The sequence below is a fragment of the Anaerolineae bacterium genome, assembly GCA_014360855.1.
Classification (GTDB): Bacteria; Chloroflexota; Anaerolineae; order JACIWP01; family JACIWP01; genus JACIWP01.
In genome coordinates, this window is the sequence record JACIWP010000034.1 from 1 (window position 1) to 16,190 (window position 16,190).

15 protein-coding genes are annotated in these 16,190 nt (G+C 64.9%); 2 read left to right on the forward strand and 13 right to left on the reverse strand.

The window, feature by feature from the left end:
• The 13 genes from H5T60_03165 to H5T60_03225 all read right to left on the reverse strand — a co-directional run.
• A partial coding sequence (locus tag H5T60_03165; GenBank protein MBC7241430.1) for a hypothetical protein occupies nucleotides 1–1,866 on the reverse strand: 1,866 nt, incomplete at its 3' end.
• Between the two features lie 67 nt (nucleotides 1,867–1,933).
• The gene (locus tag H5T60_03170) at nucleotides 1,934–3,334 is read right to left on the reverse strand and encodes an FAD-binding protein (GenBank protein MBC7241431.1); all 1,401 of its coding nucleotides are present in this window, start codon (nucleotides 3,332–3,334) and stop codon (nucleotides 1,934–1,936) included.
• A gap of 18 nt (nucleotides 3,335–3,352) precedes the next feature.
• Nucleotides 3,353–3,748: a hypothetical protein gene (locus H5T60_03175; GenBank protein ID MBC7241432.1), complete on the reverse strand. Its 396-nt coding sequence runs from the start codon at nucleotides 3,746–3,748 to the stop codon at nucleotides 3,353–3,355.
• Nucleotides 3,690–4,496 carry a (Fe-S)-binding protein gene (locus tag H5T60_03180; GenBank protein MBC7241433.1) on the reverse strand — a complete coding sequence of 269 codons (807 nt, stop codon included), beginning with the start codon at nucleotides 4,494–4,496 and terminating at the stop codon, nucleotides 3,690–3,692. The genes H5T60_03175 and H5T60_03180 overlap by 59 nt, the downstream gene beginning before the upstream one ends.
• A 2-nt stretch (nucleotides 4,497–4,498) precedes the next feature.
• Nucleotides 4,499–5,800 (reverse strand): nickel-dependent lactate racemase, encoded by a 1,302-nt coding sequence (gene larA, locus H5T60_03185; protein MBC7241434.1) that lies wholly within the window; start codon nucleotides 5,798–5,800, stop codon nucleotides 4,499–4,501.
• 5 nt (nucleotides 5,801–5,805) lie between these two features.
• Complete coding sequence (locus H5T60_03190; GenBank protein ID MBC7241435.1) at nucleotides 5,806–6,921, reverse strand: Ldh family oxidoreductase; 1,116 nt, start codon at nucleotides 6,919–6,921, stop codon at nucleotides 5,806–5,808.
• A gap of 15 nt (nucleotides 6,922–6,936) precedes the next feature.
• The gene (locus H5T60_03195; protein MBC7241436.1) at nucleotides 6,937–7,944 is read right to left on the reverse strand and encodes a DUF1385 domain-containing protein; all 1,008 of its coding nucleotides are present in this window, start codon (nucleotides 7,942–7,944) and stop codon (nucleotides 6,937–6,939) included.
• 167 nt (nucleotides 7,945–8,111) lie between these two features.
• A complete protein-coding gene (hpnI, locus tag H5T60_03200) occupies nucleotides 8,112–9,281 on the reverse strand; it encodes a bacteriohopanetetrol glucosamine biosynthesis glycosyltransferase HpnI (GenBank protein MBC7241437.1) in 1,170 nt (389 codons plus the stop codon).
• A gap of 1 nt (nucleotide 9,282) precedes the next feature.
• Nucleotides 9,283–10,143 carry a hopanoid biosynthesis-associated protein HpnK gene (hpnK, locus tag H5T60_03205; GenBank protein ID MBC7241438.1) on the reverse strand — a complete coding sequence of 287 codons (861 nt, stop codon included), beginning with the start codon at nucleotides 10,141–10,143 and terminating at the stop codon, nucleotides 9,283–9,285.
• A 12-nt stretch (nucleotides 10,144–10,155) separates the two neighbouring features.
• A complete protein-coding gene (gene larA / locus H5T60_03210; protein ID MBC7241439.1) occupies nucleotides 10,156–11,472 on the reverse strand; it encodes a nickel-dependent lactate racemase in 1,317 nt (438 codons plus the stop codon).
• 118 nt (nucleotides 11,473–11,590) lie between these two features.
• Entirely contained in the window at nucleotides 11,591–12,166 is a 576-nt protein-coding gene (locus H5T60_03215) for a nitroreductase family protein (protein MBC7241440.1), read from the reverse strand.
• Nucleotides 12,167–12,211: 45 nt separating this feature from the next.
• Entirely contained in the window at nucleotides 12,212–13,675 is a 1,464-nt protein-coding gene (locus H5T60_03220; GenBank protein MBC7241441.1) for an alkyl hydroperoxide reductase, read from the reverse strand.
• Between the two features lie 29 nt (nucleotides 13,676–13,704).
• Nucleotides 13,705–14,115, reverse strand: a complete 411-nt coding sequence (locus tag H5T60_03225; protein MBC7241442.1) for an ACT domain-containing protein — start codon at nucleotides 14,113–14,115, stop codon at nucleotides 13,705–13,707.
• A gap of 205 nt (nucleotides 14,116–14,320) precedes the next feature.
• Here H5T60_03225 and H5T60_03230 point away from each other — a divergent pair, with 205 nt between their 5' ends.
• Together H5T60_03230 and H5T60_03235 are read left to right on the forward strand one after the other, a co-directional pair.
• A complete protein-coding gene (locus H5T60_03230; GenBank protein MBC7241443.1) occupies nucleotides 14,321–15,406 on the forward strand; it encodes a peptidoglycan bridge formation glycyltransferase FemA/FemB family protein in 1,086 nt (361 codons plus the stop codon).
• A gap of 15 nt (nucleotides 15,407–15,421) precedes the next feature.
• On the forward strand, nucleotides 15,422–16,190 hold a 769-nt coding region (locus tag H5T60_03235; protein ID MBC7241444.1), incomplete at its 3' end, for a peptidoglycan bridge formation glycyltransferase FemA/FemB family protein.

Here is a 16,190-nt window from a genome sequence, read left to right on the forward strand (position 1 = left end):
CAGGGGCCGTGAACGCCACACCTCGATCACCGGCCGCAGCTCCTCATAACCTTCCTGCCCGCGGAACAGGTTGTCGAGATAGGCGGTGCGCTCGGCGATATCGCGCTCGGCAAAGGCCAGGATCTCCTCCGGCGTGTAATAGCGCAGTAGGTTGAAGCGCCGGCGGAAATCTTTCATCCCATGCACCTCCTCCAGCTCGCGCGGGTCCGGGATCCAGTAACCGAAAATCGGGTTCTCCAGCCAGTGCTGGATCAGCCGATGTTCGACGAGATGGAGCAGGCGCTTGGAGTCCTGGACGGTGATCTTCTCGCCCTGACCCAGGTACTGGACAGTGCCATTCCCATCCTTCAACAGCATGCCGGTGGCCGGATCAATGCGTGGGATGGGTTGGCCCTTCTCATCATAGCGCAGGATCTGCCGACCGTGAATGTCAAACTCCCCTACGTACCCGGAATTCACAATGAAGAAGACCAGCTTGCCGTCCGGCCCCAGACCCAGGTCGCGGTACACCCGCAGTTTGAGCAGGGCCTGCTGGGCCTGCTCGCGCGCCATAAAATCGGTGGCCGCGTAGGAGCGCACCCGCGTGCCAATAGGCTGATCAGACAACGCGCTGGTGATGATGCTCTCGCAGGCGGAATCCAGCGCCACCGCCATATATGGGTCCACCACGCGGATAATCGGCTCCAGGATATCAAAGCGCTTGAAGGAGAGACCCTCACTGCGCAGCCATTTGGGCTCCGGCGAGCCCCACTGTGGGTTCAGTTCGCTGAAGCGGAAGATAAAGCGGCCGTTGGTCGTCTTGCTCTTCTCATAGCGCGTGGGCTGGAGACTGCCAATTTCCTCCCCGGGAATTTGCCTCGGCACCCGCACCTGGTAGCCGGCAATGTTCTCCAGCCGATACTCCACCCCTTCGCAGTCCACATTCATCACCAGGACAATGGGCCGCCGGCCGTCCGGCCCCACCTGCCGGCTCTTCATCAGCCCCACCCACTCCGGGCTTTCCGGCGTCAGCCCCTCCGACTTGGCGAAACTGGCCGCTTCCAACCCGATGATCTGCACCTTCTCCACTTTTCCATCGGGTCCCAGGTACGGCCGGCCCAGACAGGCGTCATCCTGCTCCAGGTCCGGCCCCACCGACAGGGTGGTCTTGCCCGTGCCCGAGAGCCCCTTGAGGATGCGGTCCCGCGTCGCGCCGGCATGGTACGAGATACAGCCATCCGCTTCGCCGCGGTTCCACACCAGCGTCAAATTGGGCTTCTTAAAGGCCGCCCCGAAATAGTCGAAGCGCACGCTCACCACCTGGCGCACATCCTCATCGACGCGCGTCCAATCATACAGTGAGATGGGCAGTTCCTCCTGATAGTCCGGGTAGAAGCTCTTGATCTCGGCTACCACGTCCGCCGGCAGGGGCTCCGGCACGATATAATTCCAACAGCGAATGGGCACCTCGGGCTTATAGGGGAAGATCATCTGCCGGCCCATCCAGGCGATGTAGGCCGAGTGCGGGTTCTGGATGCTGACCACCACCCGCACGCCGGTCTCATAGCCGGCCTCCCCCTGCACGCCGTCCAGCACGATGACCTTACAGCGGGTCAGGTACTGCTTGATGGTCTGGATAAAGCGCCGGCCGACCTCCACCCCGGGCGCGAAGCGCTGTTGTCCCTTACCCAGACGGTATCCTACCGGATCGAGATGGAACGCCCTGGAAGGCGAGCGTCCCGCCTGTAGGCTGGCAAACAGATACTGGCCGTCTTTGGTGACGACATAGTAGGGCTTCAGGAACTCCGCGTACCAGTCGTCATCCGGGTTGTACACCACATTGCGCCGATCAAAATACAGTCCCGGCTCGATCAACATCGCTTCCATGTTGCACTCTCCTTTGGCATCATTGCCATGCCTTGAGTTTCAAATTCAGGGAATATTAGGGCGATCGTTACAAAACCATTTCCCCAGGAAACATCTTGCCCGGGTTAAGGATATTGTGGGGGTCGAGGGCGCGCTTGATGCGCCACATGGCCTCCACCGCTATCGGGTCGAGGGCCTGCGGGACAAAGGGCCGCTTCAGGATGCCCACGCCGTGTTCGCCTGTCAACGTGCCTCCCAGCTCCAGCGCGATAGCAAATATCTCCGCCATGGCCTGCTGGACCCGCGCCCATTCTTCCGCATCCCGGCGATCGAAGAGGATGTTGGGATGCAGGTTGCCGTCGCCGGCATGCCCGAAAATGGCGATGGGCAGTCCGTACTTCGCCGCCACCCCTTTGATGCGGCGGATCGCCTCTGGGATGGCCGAGCGCGGCAGGGAGATGTCCTCCCCCAACTTATGGGGCCGGCGCCGCGCCAGCGAGGGCGAGACCGAGCGCCGGCCTTTCCACAGCGCCTCGCGCTCCTCCTCGTCCTGCGCCACGCGCACCTCGGAAGCGCCGGCCGCCCGGAATATCTCAACCATGCCGCGCATCTCGTCATCCACCACCTTCTCATCCCGGCCGTCGCTTTCCACAATCAGCAGGGCCGCGGCATCCAGCGGCAGGCCGATGTGCAGGTATTCCTCCACCGTGTGAATGGTGGTATCGTCCATCAGCTCCAGCGTCGCCGGCACAAAGCCGGCCCACAGCACCTTGTTGATCGCCTGGCTGGCCAGGTCCAGGTCGTGAAAGACCACGGTGGCTGTGCGCGCCACGGTGGGCTTGACTGTCAGGCGTAAAAGCGCCTCAGTGACCACCGCCAGGGTACCCTCCGAGCCAGTGAGCAGGGCCGGCAGGTCATAGCCGGTGACGTACTTGATGGGCTTACCGCCGGCGGAGAAGACCCGGCCATCCGCCAGCACCGCCTTGACGCCCATCACATAGTCCTTCGTCACGCCGTATTTCAGACAGCGGGGACCGCCGGCGTTGCAGGCGATGGTCCCCCCGATGGTGGAATGTTTGATGCTGGAAGGGTCAGGGGGATAAAACAGCCCGCGCCGCTCCACCTCGGCCTGCAAATCCGCGGTGATGACGCCGGCTTCGGCCGTGACCGTCATATTGACTTCGTCAATCTCCAGGATGCGGTTCATGCGGGTCAGGCTGAGCACCAGCCCCCCGTTCGGAGAGGGCACGGTGCCGCCGGCCAGCCCACTGCCCATGCCGCGCGGGATGACCGGCACCCTGGCCTCGTGGCACAGGCGCAGGACGCGTGCCACTTCCTCCGTGGTGGCCGGCCGCACCACCACATCCGGCCGCCACTCCTCGAACGTCGCGTCGAAGGCGTAGCACTGCAGGTCCACCGGGTCGGTATGCACATAGGCCGGCCCGACAATTTCTTCCAACTCCTGCACAAACTCGCGCGAAATCTCCATCCCTGCCCGTTTCCCTCGCTATCCGTTCTGTTCCACAGCCTGCCAGACCAGCTCCACCACATCCACCGTGCGCAGGCGGAGGCGGCGCTTGCGCGCCGCACTGCTCAGGGTGCGCTTGCACTGCTGGCAGGCCGTCACAATCAGCTCGGCCCCCGTATCAAAGGCCTCCGCCAGCCGGCGCCCTGCCATGCTTTCCACCAGCGCCGGCGCGCTGCTCTCGACGTTACCCCCTCCCCCACAGCAGAGCGAATTGGCGCCCGTGGAGGCCATTTCCACCAGTTCCAACCCCGGTATGGCCTGCAGGACGCGCCGCGGCGGCTGGAAAACATTGCTCTTGCGGCCCAGGTCGCAGGGGTCATGATAGGTGACGCGCATGGGGAGGGCCGCCGGCCGCAGGACCCCGCTCTCCAACAAATCGGCCAGAAGCTCGGTCGCGTGCAGGACCCTCAGGCCGGCCAACGCCTCCTCCCCCACCAGCTCGGGGTACACGTGGGTGAAGACATGATAGCACGACGGACAGGTCACCACCACCTGCCAGCTCGACATCCCCGCTGATGAAGGCAGGATAACCACAGCACCATTCCTTCCCACCCAGCAGGGCGTACTCCACGCCGGCCAGGTCCAGCGTCTGGCTGAAGGCCTGCGGGATGCTGAAGCTCATGGGGAAGAGGGAGCCCACACACCCGACAAAGTAGACCGTTTCCGCCTGCGAACGCCCCAGCCCCGCGGGAGCATGTTCCATATTACTGCACCAGACCAGCCGGCCGGCGTTCTCCTCGCCAGAAATGTTATGGCGGGTTTCCAGCCGCTCCAGCAGGCCGCGCACCGGCTCCGGCACCAGGCCGGCATCGAACAGCACATGCCGCGCCTCTAACAGCATGGCATCCGCCTTCGTCCCGCTGGGGCAGGCGGAGGTGCATGCTGCACACAGCACGCAGTCGAAAAACTTCTCGGCAAAGCGCGGGGAGAGTTCCAACTTGCCCTCTATGACAGCACGCACCAGCGCCAGCCGGCCGCGCGGCGCCATGCTCTCGCACTCCTCCACCCGATAGGTCGGGCAAGTATAGGCGCATAACCCACAGCGGATACAGCGCAGCACGTCATCATGGGAGATGCGCGCTGCCAACTCCTGGACGACGTTCTGCACCTGGGGTTGGGCCATCGTCATGCCCCACCTCGCACGATGGGAAGGGTATGCATGGCGTGGGGCACGATCAGCACGTCCAGATGCCGGCCCAACCGCTCTGCCGCCATCCCCAACGCCTCTTCCACCGTGGCCGACGGGATCATTTTGGCATCCCGCACGATATCCGGACATTCGGAGCCGACCACGATCACGGGGCAGTCCTCCAGAACCTTGGCCATCACGAAGGCCCTCTGCTGGCCCGGCGGATAACCGTGTTCCCTGGCATCTTTCAGCACCGCCTGGACATCCGGCGCCTCCCGCATGGCCTTGATGAAGCGCTGTTCGCCCACCCCTTCGCCGGCGCCCTCGGGACACTGTGCGGCGATGATGATAATTCCCCCCTTCCGCACCACCGGCGTCGGCGCGAAGTAAAGATAGCTGGCCGCCCGACTGGCCTGATACAGGTTGGCGTCCTTCGGGAAGCCCACCCCACCAATGACCACATCGTACTGCTTATCAATGGGCACCTCATAGATACTGCGGGCAATGCGCACCAGCTCCCGAAAGGCGGCCTGGGGGTCGCCGGCCCGCACCGCCACAATGCGGTTGGCATCGTCCAGCACGGCATTAATGATGAAGTTCAGGCCCGCCCGCCGGCCGGCCTCCATCACCGCCTCCTGGAAGGGATTGCCCTCGATGCGCCCCAGGCGCGTGCCCGGATGGTCCAGCATGTGCGGCCCATGAGTGTACTCGATCATTTTCTCGCCGCCGGCGCCGACCGCCAGCGTCTTAGAGCCCCCGGAATAGCCGGCGTACTGGTGCGGCTCCACCAGGCCCGTGGCGATCAGCAGATCGGCCTCGTAGGCCAGCTTATTGACCGAAAGAGGGATGCCCGACGGCGTGGTGCCCAGGTCCACCAGCATGGCCGGGTCGCTGGGAGCATGGTCCATCACGCGATAGCGCCGCACGATGTCCGCGCCCAGCTTGATGCGCTTTTCCTCGGGTGTGGAGGGGCGATGCATCCCGATGCCGCACAGGAGCGTGATATCCTCATCTCGGACGCCGGCCTCCTCCAGCTCCCGCAGTACCGGCGGCAGGAGGATGTGGTCCGGGCTGGCACGGGTGATATCCGTGAAAATGATGACCACTTTCTGTCCCGGCCGGGCCATATCCCGCAGGCGCGGGGAACCGATCGGATGCTCCAAGGCCTCCATGACGGCCCGCTCGGGGTCTTCCAGCGGCGGCAGTTCGCGCGAGGTGACGACGGTCCCCCGCATGCCGGCTGGCAGGGAGAAATACATCTCCCCTCGCCCGTATGCGACATGATACCGCTCTGCCATCTCTCTCACTCCGCCTCAAACGGGAATGGCACATCCAGCTCCTGGGCGATGGCCTGCAGGTCGTTGAAGACCTTGACGTGCAGGGGTACGCCGGCGGCCAGGTTCTGCTCCGTCTGCTCGAATTCCTTCTCACCGTGCACCCAGATGCGGGTCTGTCCCTTCGCCTTGGAGGAGTTGTGCAGGCGGCGGATAGCATCGTCCATGCGGGCCTTGAACTCGTCCACGGGCATGAAGGCGTCAATGCGCATCGCGCCGAAGATGTGGCCGATGTTGGAAGGAAGCGGCCGGCCCTTCTCATCCTTGGGATAGGTCAGATTCATATAGGCCGCGCCGGAAAGCACGCCGCACAGCAGTTCCACCAGGAGCGCCAGGCCGTAGCCTTTATGCCCTCCCATCAGCTCCCCTTCCCCGCCCAGCGGGAGCAGTCCGCCGCCGAGCTGATGAGTCAGATTATGCAGGACTCGCCCGGGGTCATCGGTAGCGACACCCTCTTCATCCGTCGCCCACCCCAGGGGCATCTTCTTTCCCAGGCGATGATATACCTCCAGCTTGCCGCGCGGCACGATGGAGGTCGCCATGTCCAGGACGTAGGGTAGTTCCTCGCCGGCAGGGATGGCGACGGCAATGGGATTGGTACCCAGCAGGGCATCCCGCCCAAAGGTCGGCACGACGAGCACATCGGTGTTGGTCATGCTCATGCCGATCATGTCCTCTTCCAGCGCCATCATGGCATAATAGCCGGCGATGCCGTAATGATTCGAGTTGCGCACGGTGACCAGCCCGACACCCAGCTCGCGGGCCTTTTCGATGGCCATCAGCATGGCGCGATAGCTCACTGGCTGGCCCAGGCCGGCGTCCGCGTCCAGCGCCGCGGTGGTGGGCGTCTCCACCAGCACCTGCACCGCCGGCCGGGGATTCATCATGCCCGTCTGCAGTCCGTTGACATAGCGCCGCAGGCGCGCCACACCGTGCGATGCCACGCCCCGCAGGTCCGCCTCCACCAACACGTCCGCCGTGATCTGGGCATCCTCCTCCGGCACATCCAGCCGCATGAAGACCTGCGTGCAGAAATCCCGCAGTGTGTCCGCCGAAACACGGTATGTGGCCTCTACCTCTTCCATGTCCTTCCTCCGTGGTTATGTAAGGTCTCCGGTTGCGGGGGCCTGGCCGGCCGCCGACACGGTATATTCTTCCTCCTCCACCTGCTCGGCGGATTCCGCCCGTAGCACCGCCTTCAGGGCTTCGACGGCCACTTCAATCATACTGCGGTCCGGCGGCCGCGTGGTCAGCGCCTGCAGTGCCAGCCCGGGCGCCATCACTGCTCGCAGTATCCTGCTTTCGGGATGTCGGGAGGCATATTTGATGATCTCATACGATAGGCCGGCGATCAGCGGGATCAGCACCACCCGCGACAGCAGGCGCCAATGCCATTGGGGGAAGCGGAACGGGGCGAAAACCAGCACCGACAGCACCAGTACCACCAACAGGAAGCTGGTCCCACAGCGGGTGTGGCGCGTGCTGTACCGCTCGATGGCCGCCGGCTCCAGGGGAACGCCGGCCTCGTAGGCGTTGATGGTCTTGTGCTCCGCGCCGTGATACGCGAAGACGCGCTGGATATCCTTCCACTGGCCGATGGCGGCGACGTAGCCGATGAAAATGCCCACCCGCACAATGCCTTCGACCAGGCTGGAAAGCAGGTCGGAGGGGATGAGGTGGTCCAGCAGTTTGGCGATCGCCGAGGGCAGGAGGAAAAAGAGCGCGATGCCGGCAGTCAGGCTGACCGCGATCGTGCCCCAGGCCACCGGGCCGGAGAACTCCACCCCTTCACCTTCCTCTTCCAACGCCACATTTGCGGAGAAGGTCAGCGCCCGCATACCCAGTACCAGGGCATCCCACAGCATGGCCAGGCCGCGGACCAGCGGCCACTTTCCCCAGGGCTTGGTGTAAATGCCGGCCTTCAGCGGCTCCATCCGCACTACAATGTCCCCCGAGGGAGCACGCACCGCCACAGCGACGGCCTTGCTCCCCCGCATCATGACTCCCTCGATAACCGCCTGACCGCCGTATTGGAACTCGCCCACCGCATACTCCCGCGCCAAATTTCGCCCATGCCCGGACGCCGGCGACACAGGGATTGTATCCATTCCTCCTGATACTGTCAAAGATAAGACAGATTAAGGGCGTGGGAAAAGCACAGCAGACTGGCAGAGTGCGGGCTTTGCCCATGGGCCAATCGGTACGGCCGGCCTGCACCCATCCCAGCGAATCGGTGCGAGCGGGCTGCGCGTCGCAAATGAGGCGTGCCGCAGTCTTACAAATGCCCCTTGTTCTCTACAATCCCCTCTTCGGCCGCCGGCACCATCTGGCCGTCCGACTGCAGGATGAACTCCTCACCGCGCCAGCGCACGCGCCGGCCAATGCCGGCCGCGCACCAGGTCAGCGCGCTGAGCAGGTCGCGCACGGGAAGCCAGTGCAACCAGCGGCGCATCTCAGCATTGTCCGTCCGCAGGCTGACCAGCCAGGCCATGACCCAGCGCAGTACCAGCGAGACCAGCAGAACGCGCAGGCTGGCCGCATCAAAGCGGCTGATGAGCGCCAACACCAGCGAGAGCGGGGTGCAGAAGGTCAGCAGGAGGCCGGGATATTCCAGCGGCCGGCTCACCCGCGAACAGCGCATCCAGCGCACCTCACGCTCCCACTGCTCCAGGAAGTTGGTCGCGCCCAGATAGCAGGTGATGATATAGTCGGAGAGGAAGACCCGCCGGCCGAGCGCGGCGATGCGCGCCCCCAATTGATAATCGTCCGCCAGATAATTGGCGATAGCGGCAAAGCCCCCCATCGCGGCCAGGTCCGCTTTGCGCAGTGCCAAGGTGGCGCCCAGGGCGAAGCGCATATCCAGCACTTTGCGGGCCACCATGACCGAGGGGAGGAAGGTCGCGCCCATATGCAGGGCTTCCAGGCCGGCGGTCAGGTTCAGCGGCGCGCCGGCTTTATACAAGCAGGTCACCAGGCCGATGCGGGCATCGGCCAGCGGCGCCACGACCCGCCGCAGATAGTCAGGGGTGGCGCGCATGTCGCTGTCGCTGACCACCAGGATATCATACCGCGCCGCGCCGGCCATATGGTGCAAAAGGCTGGCCTTGCGGTTCGTCCCGAAGGCTTCCCCCACGACCAGCCGGACATTTCGTTCGGAGAAATCCCGCTGGATGCGCTGAATGGCCGGGACGGATGGGTCGGCCGCGTCCGCGACCCCGAAAACCACCTCGTACTCGGGATAATCCTGCCGGCAGAAGCTGGCGAAGTTCTCATAGGCCTGATAATCCAGCCCCTTCACCGGCTTCAGAATAGACACCGCCGGCGTGAAACCCTCCGCCACCCCCTCCCCCCTGGACCGAAAGAAATCATATACCAGGATGAGCGCAGTCAGCCAGTATATCCAGCCGGCGGCGATGACCAGCATCAGCAGGACCTTGATGAGCACCTCAGCCCCCTTCCGCCAGCTCGGCGTAGGTCGCCAGCCGCAGGCCGCGTTCCGCAATGACCTGGCGGACGGCCGGGCTCAGCAGTGTCTGCCAATCCCCGCGGTTGGGCCCCAAAGGCTCCGCTTGTTGGTCCAGGGTGGGATGAAAGTACAGCTCCGCAGAGGGATGCCGGATATTTCGCAGGATGCCGACGACATACCGCTCGTGCATCCTGCCGCTCTGCAGGGTGCCGAAGACACGCGCCGGCACGGCCAGCCGAACCCCCTGCATGCGGCCGGCGCACCATCGGCATAGCAGACGCAGGATGAGCGTCCACAGGACCTGCAGGGGGGACTGCCGGCGTTCCAGCTGCAGTGTCAGCCCCACGTCCTCGCGCGGCAGGCGCATGCCGCGCGCGCCGTATTCCTGGGCCAGGCGCAGGACCAGCGGGAAGATCGCTGGATGCACATGCAGATGATGGTGGCCGTCCACGTGGGAGAGCGGCAGTCCGGTGCTGGCGAAGCGCGCGAACTGGGCCTCGATCTCGCGCTCCAGCTCCTGGCGCGCGGCCTGGCTGAACCCGTAATACAGGCCGGCCTGCAGGGGGTCATCCCGCAGGCAGCCGCATGGGCTGGTGATATGAGGGATGACGCGGTGAGGGAGCACCGCCGGCCCATTGCTCAGCATCAGGTGCAGGCCTACCGCCAGCGTCGGGTGGGCACGCGCCAGCTCCACCGCCTCCTGCCAGGCCTCGCCGGCGACCATCAGGCTGGCGCTGGTGAGCACGCCCTGCTGATACGCCTGGATGACCGCGGCGTTGATGGCCGGCGAGCGGCCGAAATCGTCGGCGTTGAAGATCACCCGCGGATTCTGTCCCTTCATGCCCGGCATCGCCTACGCCGGCAGGATCGGATAGGTCACGCCGGCGTGGGGAAAGACCAGCACGGAAGCATCGGCCGGCGCGCTGGCGGCCGCCTTCTGCAGGGCAACCTCCAGGTCGGCGTTGAAATCCAGAAAGCGCAGACGATTACTGATCTCTGCCGGAATGGTCGGAGCGTAGAACACCACATCATACCGCTTCAGGGTCTGCAGGGCGAAATAAATGAAGAACTTGTCATCGTCCCGCATACCGCCCAGCTTCAGCCGCTTGAAGAAAGGTAGTACCAGGGTCGCGACCGTGCGCATGCCCTTTTTGCCAATGGGGATGCGGCGGGCCGGGATGTTCATGTCCCCGATGCCCTCGCGCGCTCGGATGAGGTTGAACATCACGCCGCCCGGACGCAGGGCGCGGATGGTGTTGGCCAGGGATTTAAAGCCCTGACGTAGGTCGGTCTCCATCGGGAAAGAGTTGGCGATGACGACGTCGGCCGGCCCAGGAATGCGGACGCCGTACAGCTCGGCGCTGGTTTGACAGCCAGCGCGGTGCGCGGCGATAGGGTCGCCGGCCACAATACGTACCGGCTGGAGCGCGGCGCTCAACACCGCGTTGACGATGAAAACCGGCTTGTTCAGCATGCGCGCCCCCTCTTCCAGGTCAAGGCGCATGGGGTTTTGCTCTGGCGGCTGTCCCACCATGTTGAAGGTAGCCGGCCGGCAGTTGAGCGCGTGATTGGCAGCCACCGTGACCTGCCCCGCCACCCCGGGGATGATGTTCTTGTAGCCACCGCCGAAAGAAGCGATGACATGCGGCTCAATACACCCCACGGAGACGATGAAATCGGCCCCCGCGACCAGCCGGTTGATATACACTGGCGTGCGCCGGCTGGTGGTCCCCAGAAACACCAGCTCGCGCGGCTCGTAAAAGGCGTGGTTGTGCCATTGCACCCGTTCCAGCACCTCGGCGCCAACCTTGTCGGCCATCTCCTGCTGGCTCATCGCGCGGTGCACGCCGAGGGCCGGTATGAGGGTAATGCCATCTTGAGAGACGCCGGCCGCCAGGAGTTCCTCCAGGATGCGCGGCAGGAAGCGCGCCGCCGGCGTCGGACGAGAGAGATCATCCACCACAATGGTCACGCGCGCTTTGCCGGCAGCCGCCTCGCGCAGGGGAGGCATGCCAATGGGATGGCGGAGCGCTTCCATCAACTCCGCCTCCACATCAGGCACAGGGGGTAGCCCTTTGGGCGAGAGCACCCCCAGCAAGCGCCAGCCGGCGGGCAGGGTGACTTCCAGCTCGGAATCCCCCCAGGGCACGGTGATGGTGGCCACAGACATATCATCCCTCCTGATATCGGATCCCTCCACAAAAAACACCCCGAGGCCAACCACGATGCGGCTCAATCAGTGGGCCGGCCAGCGCCTGATGAAGCTGTACAGCACCGCGCCGGCCCCCTCACCCATGCAGGATGATCTCATCCAGCGAGCGCTTGGGGACATGATGCACCCCCTCGCTGTCGCGGTAGTAGCGGATATCGCCGTCCGGCCCCACCGGCTCCAGCACCACCTTCTCCTTCGGCTTGCCCAGCGCCAGCACCAGCAAAATCTGATAGCGTTCCGGGATACCGAGCGCCTCGCGCAGCGCTTCCCGCCGGATGGAGGCGATCATACATCCCCCGAAGCCGCGCTCCGTGGCCCCCAACATGATGGTCTGGGCGGCGATGCCCGGGTCCAGATTGAAGTCCTTGGCGATCTCCGTGTCGCCGAGGATAATGATGTATGCTGAAGGGCGCTCGCCTTCCGCCGGCCCTCCCCAATCCTTCAGATAGGCCGCCCATGCCAAACAGGGGAATATCTTCTGGTTCATCTCTGGCTCCCAGGAGAGCCAGTACTTGAGGGGCTGACGGTTGGCGGCGGAGGCCGTCTGCCGGGCCAGATCCACCAGCTCTCGCAGGGTCTGGCGCGGCACCGGGACATCCTCGTAAAAGCGGCGGTAACTGCGGGTCTTCAGCACCAGTTCGCGCAGGTCCATATCATTCCTCCTGTGTGTGGATTGCCTCCATGATTGATTCTGCGCTTACAGGCCGGCGATTTCCAGGGTTTCCAGCCGGCCGCGGGACAGATCAACCGTGCGGATCAGATAGTGGTTGGTATCGGCGATATACAGCCGGCCGGCGGCACTGCTGATGCCGCCCAGCTCATATAGCCCATCATGCGGCTCCCAACGGAGGGTCTCCACCCGCCGCGCCGCAGGGTCCACCACCCGCACCTTGTTGTTGTAGGTATCTGCCACATACAGCCGGCCGGCGTGCCAGACGATGCCCTGCGGGTGCTGTAACCGGGCTTCCTCACCGATGCCATCCTGGTCGCCGAAGTCGAACAGGCCCGTGCCGGCCAATGTCCCCACCTCGCCAGAGCGCGGGTCAAGCCGGCGCACGGAGCTGGACTCCGCATCCACAAAGTACAGCGTGCGGCCGTCGCTGGTGATGGCCGAAGGCTGGGCCAGGGCCGCGGACGCCGGCGGCCCATCCGCGATGCCCTCTGCGCCGCTCCCCGCAAAGGGATGCACCTGCTCCGCGGCCAGCTCCAGACGCCATATCTGATGGGCGCCGGCCATGGCGATGTACAGCGCACCGCCGTGCACGACCAGGCCCCAGGGTGAATTGAGAGCGGTTCGCCGCGCCGCACCACCGCCGGCGCGAAAGCCCGCCTGCTCTCCCGTGCCGGCGATGGTCTGCACCTCCCGCGCGGACAGGTCCACCCGCCGCACCGCGTGGTTGTCCGTGTCGGCGACAAAGAGCTGATCCCCCGCCAGCGCCAGGCCGTGGGGCCGGCGGAAGGCCGCGCGGCGGAAATCCCCGTCCCGCAGGCCGGCCTCCCCGCTTCCGATGAGGGCCAGCACCTCCGCCCGCCGGCCGTCCCCCGCGATCTTTGCCCAGATAATCCGATGATGGTTGGTATCGGCGATGAACAGACTGCCGTCCTCTGCCGCCAGCACGCCGGCGGGAAAGGCCAGCGGACGATCCGGCTCGGCCGCACGTTCGGGGCGCAGTGGGAGCGGCCGGCGCGTCAATGGGCCGGCCTCCTCCGCCCGACGCAGGACATTTTCCAGGATGGGCGTCAGGAAATCGGCGCTGACCTCGCCGGGGCGCGCCCCGACCTGCCGGCCGAATGGGTCGATCAGCACCAGGGTGGGCCAGGCGCGCACCGCATGCGCCTGCCAGATGCGGAACTGCCGGTCGTTGACCACCGGGTGGTCCACCTCCAGCCGTATGACGGCCTGTCGGATGTTGGCGGTGATCCGTTCGGCGGAGAATTTGCCGGCATGCACGCCGATGACCAGCAAAGCACCCCCAAAGCGGCGCTCCAGCTCCCGCAACTGCGGGAGGACGTGCATACAGTTGATTCAGCCGTACGTCCAGAAGTCCAGCAGGACCAGCCGGCCGTGCAGGTCTTCCTGCGTGAGCGGACGTTCGACGTTCAACCAGTCCAGGCCGGCGGGAAAGGCCGGCGTGCGAGTTGGCGGCTCAAACGGTGACATGTTCCTGCCCAAAAGAGGAAACGGGCCGGCTAGCCGATGACCTCGTGGCCGGCCTTCTTCAGCGCCAGCACCGCCACCTGCAGTTCGTTCTCTTTGACCAGCACATAATCCGTGAAATACGTGGAAAGGGCGAAGATGCTGATGCCGGCGACCGCCAGCGGTTCGGCCAGCGCGTTAATGAGGCCGGTGAGGGTAAACCCCAGCGGTCCTTCGGAGCTGATGGCGCGCCAGCCCTTCTCGCATTCGACGCCTTCCGGGACGCTGTCCTCGGCGCAGATGATGGAAAGCTCGTGGGGGGTGCGGGTGACCGAACAAATTTCGCCCGTCCAGACCCAGGAGGGTATTTCTGCATCGCGTTCGAGCTGGCAGATGGCCAGCCGGCCGGGGAGGATGGTCAGCCGCAGTTTCGGTGCTTCCTCGGTGCTCTCGATCTCTTCCATCAGCGTCCAGCTCCTTATGCAGGATGGTACATCCAGCAGGTGAACAGGGTTTACAGTAGAACGGGTTGTGATCATTGTACCATATGCCGGAAGGATATTCAAGCGGATAGAAGGCAATGCATGTGGGCAGATGCGCCGCCCCTGCCGCAACCAATGTTCCCCATAAAATATGGCGCCGGCGCCGGCTGTGGTATAATAGCCGGCCATGAGCGAGCACAATCATGCCAGCACCATCTCCATTATCCATGCGGATGATGCCGCCTGGGACGCCTTCGTCGCCGGCGCGCCCAACGGCCATCTCCTGCAGACCAGCCACTGGGGGCATTTCAAATCGGCCGCCGGCTGGGAGGCTGTGCGGGTCTGCGTCGGGGCCGGCAGTACCATCTTGGCCGGCGCGCTGATGCTGGTGCGCCGGCTGCCCCTCGGCCTGCGGCTGGCCTATGTCCCCAAAGGCCCGGCAGGCCCGTGGTGGGAGCCAGAGATCGCCCGCCGGCTGTTCCCCGCGCTGGACCAGGCGGCGCGGGCGCACGGCGCCTTCCTGTTGAAGCTGGAGCCGGAAGAACCCGAACCGTCGCCGGCGGTCTCTGTCCTTCGCCAGGCCGGCTATCGCCCATCCCCGCAGACCGTCCAGCCGCGCAGTACCATCTGGGTGGACCTGACCCTTTCCGAGGATGAAATGCTGGCGCGCATGAAGCCCAAAACGCGCTACAACATCCGCCTGGCGGAGCGCAAGGAGGTGACGGTCAGAGAGGGGACAGCCGCTGACCTGCCGGCCTTTTACGCGGTCATGCAGGAGACCAGCCGGCGCGATGGCTTTGCCCTGCACCCCCATTCATATTATGAGGAAGTGTTCGGCCGCTTCACTGCGCTGGACGCCTGCCGGCTCTTCCTGGCCTACTACCAGGAGCAGATGCTGGCCGGCATCATGGTCTTTCAGTGGGGGGCCAAAGCCTGGTACATGTACGGCGCCTCATCGAACGCCGAGCGCCAGCGCATGCCCAATCATGCCCTGCAGTGGGCCGCCATGCAGTGGGCGCGCCGGCGCGGCTGTCTCATCTATGACCTGTGGGGCATCCCCGATGAGGTCGGCCAGGCGCCCGAGCGCTACACCGAGACCGTCACAGAGCGGCAGGACGGTTTATGGGGCGTCTACCGCTTCAAGCAGGGCTTTGGCGGGAAAGTAGTGCGCTATATCGGGGCCTTCGACCGGGTATATGCGCCGGCGGTCTATCGCCTGTATCATGTAGCCCTGTCGTTCCGGCGCCGGCTGGGCACATTCCCAGGATTGTAAGGTACAGACACGGCAATGTCGAACATCTCAGCGCACCTGGTCAGGGATGCCGCCGGCTGGGACGAGCTTTTGCTCCGTCTGCCGGCTCCCCATCCCCTGCAGAGCAACCTATGGGCGGAGCACAAACAGCACTACGGGTGGCGGCCCAGCCGATGGGTGTTTGAGCAGGACGGGCGTCTGCGCGGCGCGGCGCTGATCCTGCGCCGGCGCGCCGCCCCCCTGCCCTTCAGCGTGCTGTATGTCCCCAAAGGCCCCATCCTGGACGATTGGGGAGATGCCGGGTTGGTGCAGGCAGTGCTGGCGCATCTGGAGCGGGAGGCGCGCCGGCAGGCAGGGATCTTCATTAAAATCGACCCGGATGTGGATTATCCGCCGGCGCTGGACCTCTGCCAGCCTTATGGGGAAGAGGCGGCAGAAGCACTGCGCCGGCGCGGCTGGCTCTTCTCCCGCGACCAGGTCCAGTACCGCAATACCGTACTGCTGGACCTGCGCCCCGACGAGGATGCCCTGCTGGAGGCCATGAAGCCCAAGACGCGCTACAACATCCGCCTGGCGGAGCGCAAAGGGGTGCAGGTAAGTGCCGGCGGCGTGCCAGACCTGCCGGCGTTCTATCAGCTTTATGTCGAGACCAGCCAGCGCGACGGTTTCCTGATCCGTGATTTCGCCTATTACCGCTCTGTCTGGGAGCGCTTTCTGGAAGCGGGACGCGGGGCACTGCTCCTGGCGCGGGCCGATGGTCAACTGCTGGCCGGCCTGTTCCTCTTCCTTTTCGGCCAACGCGCCT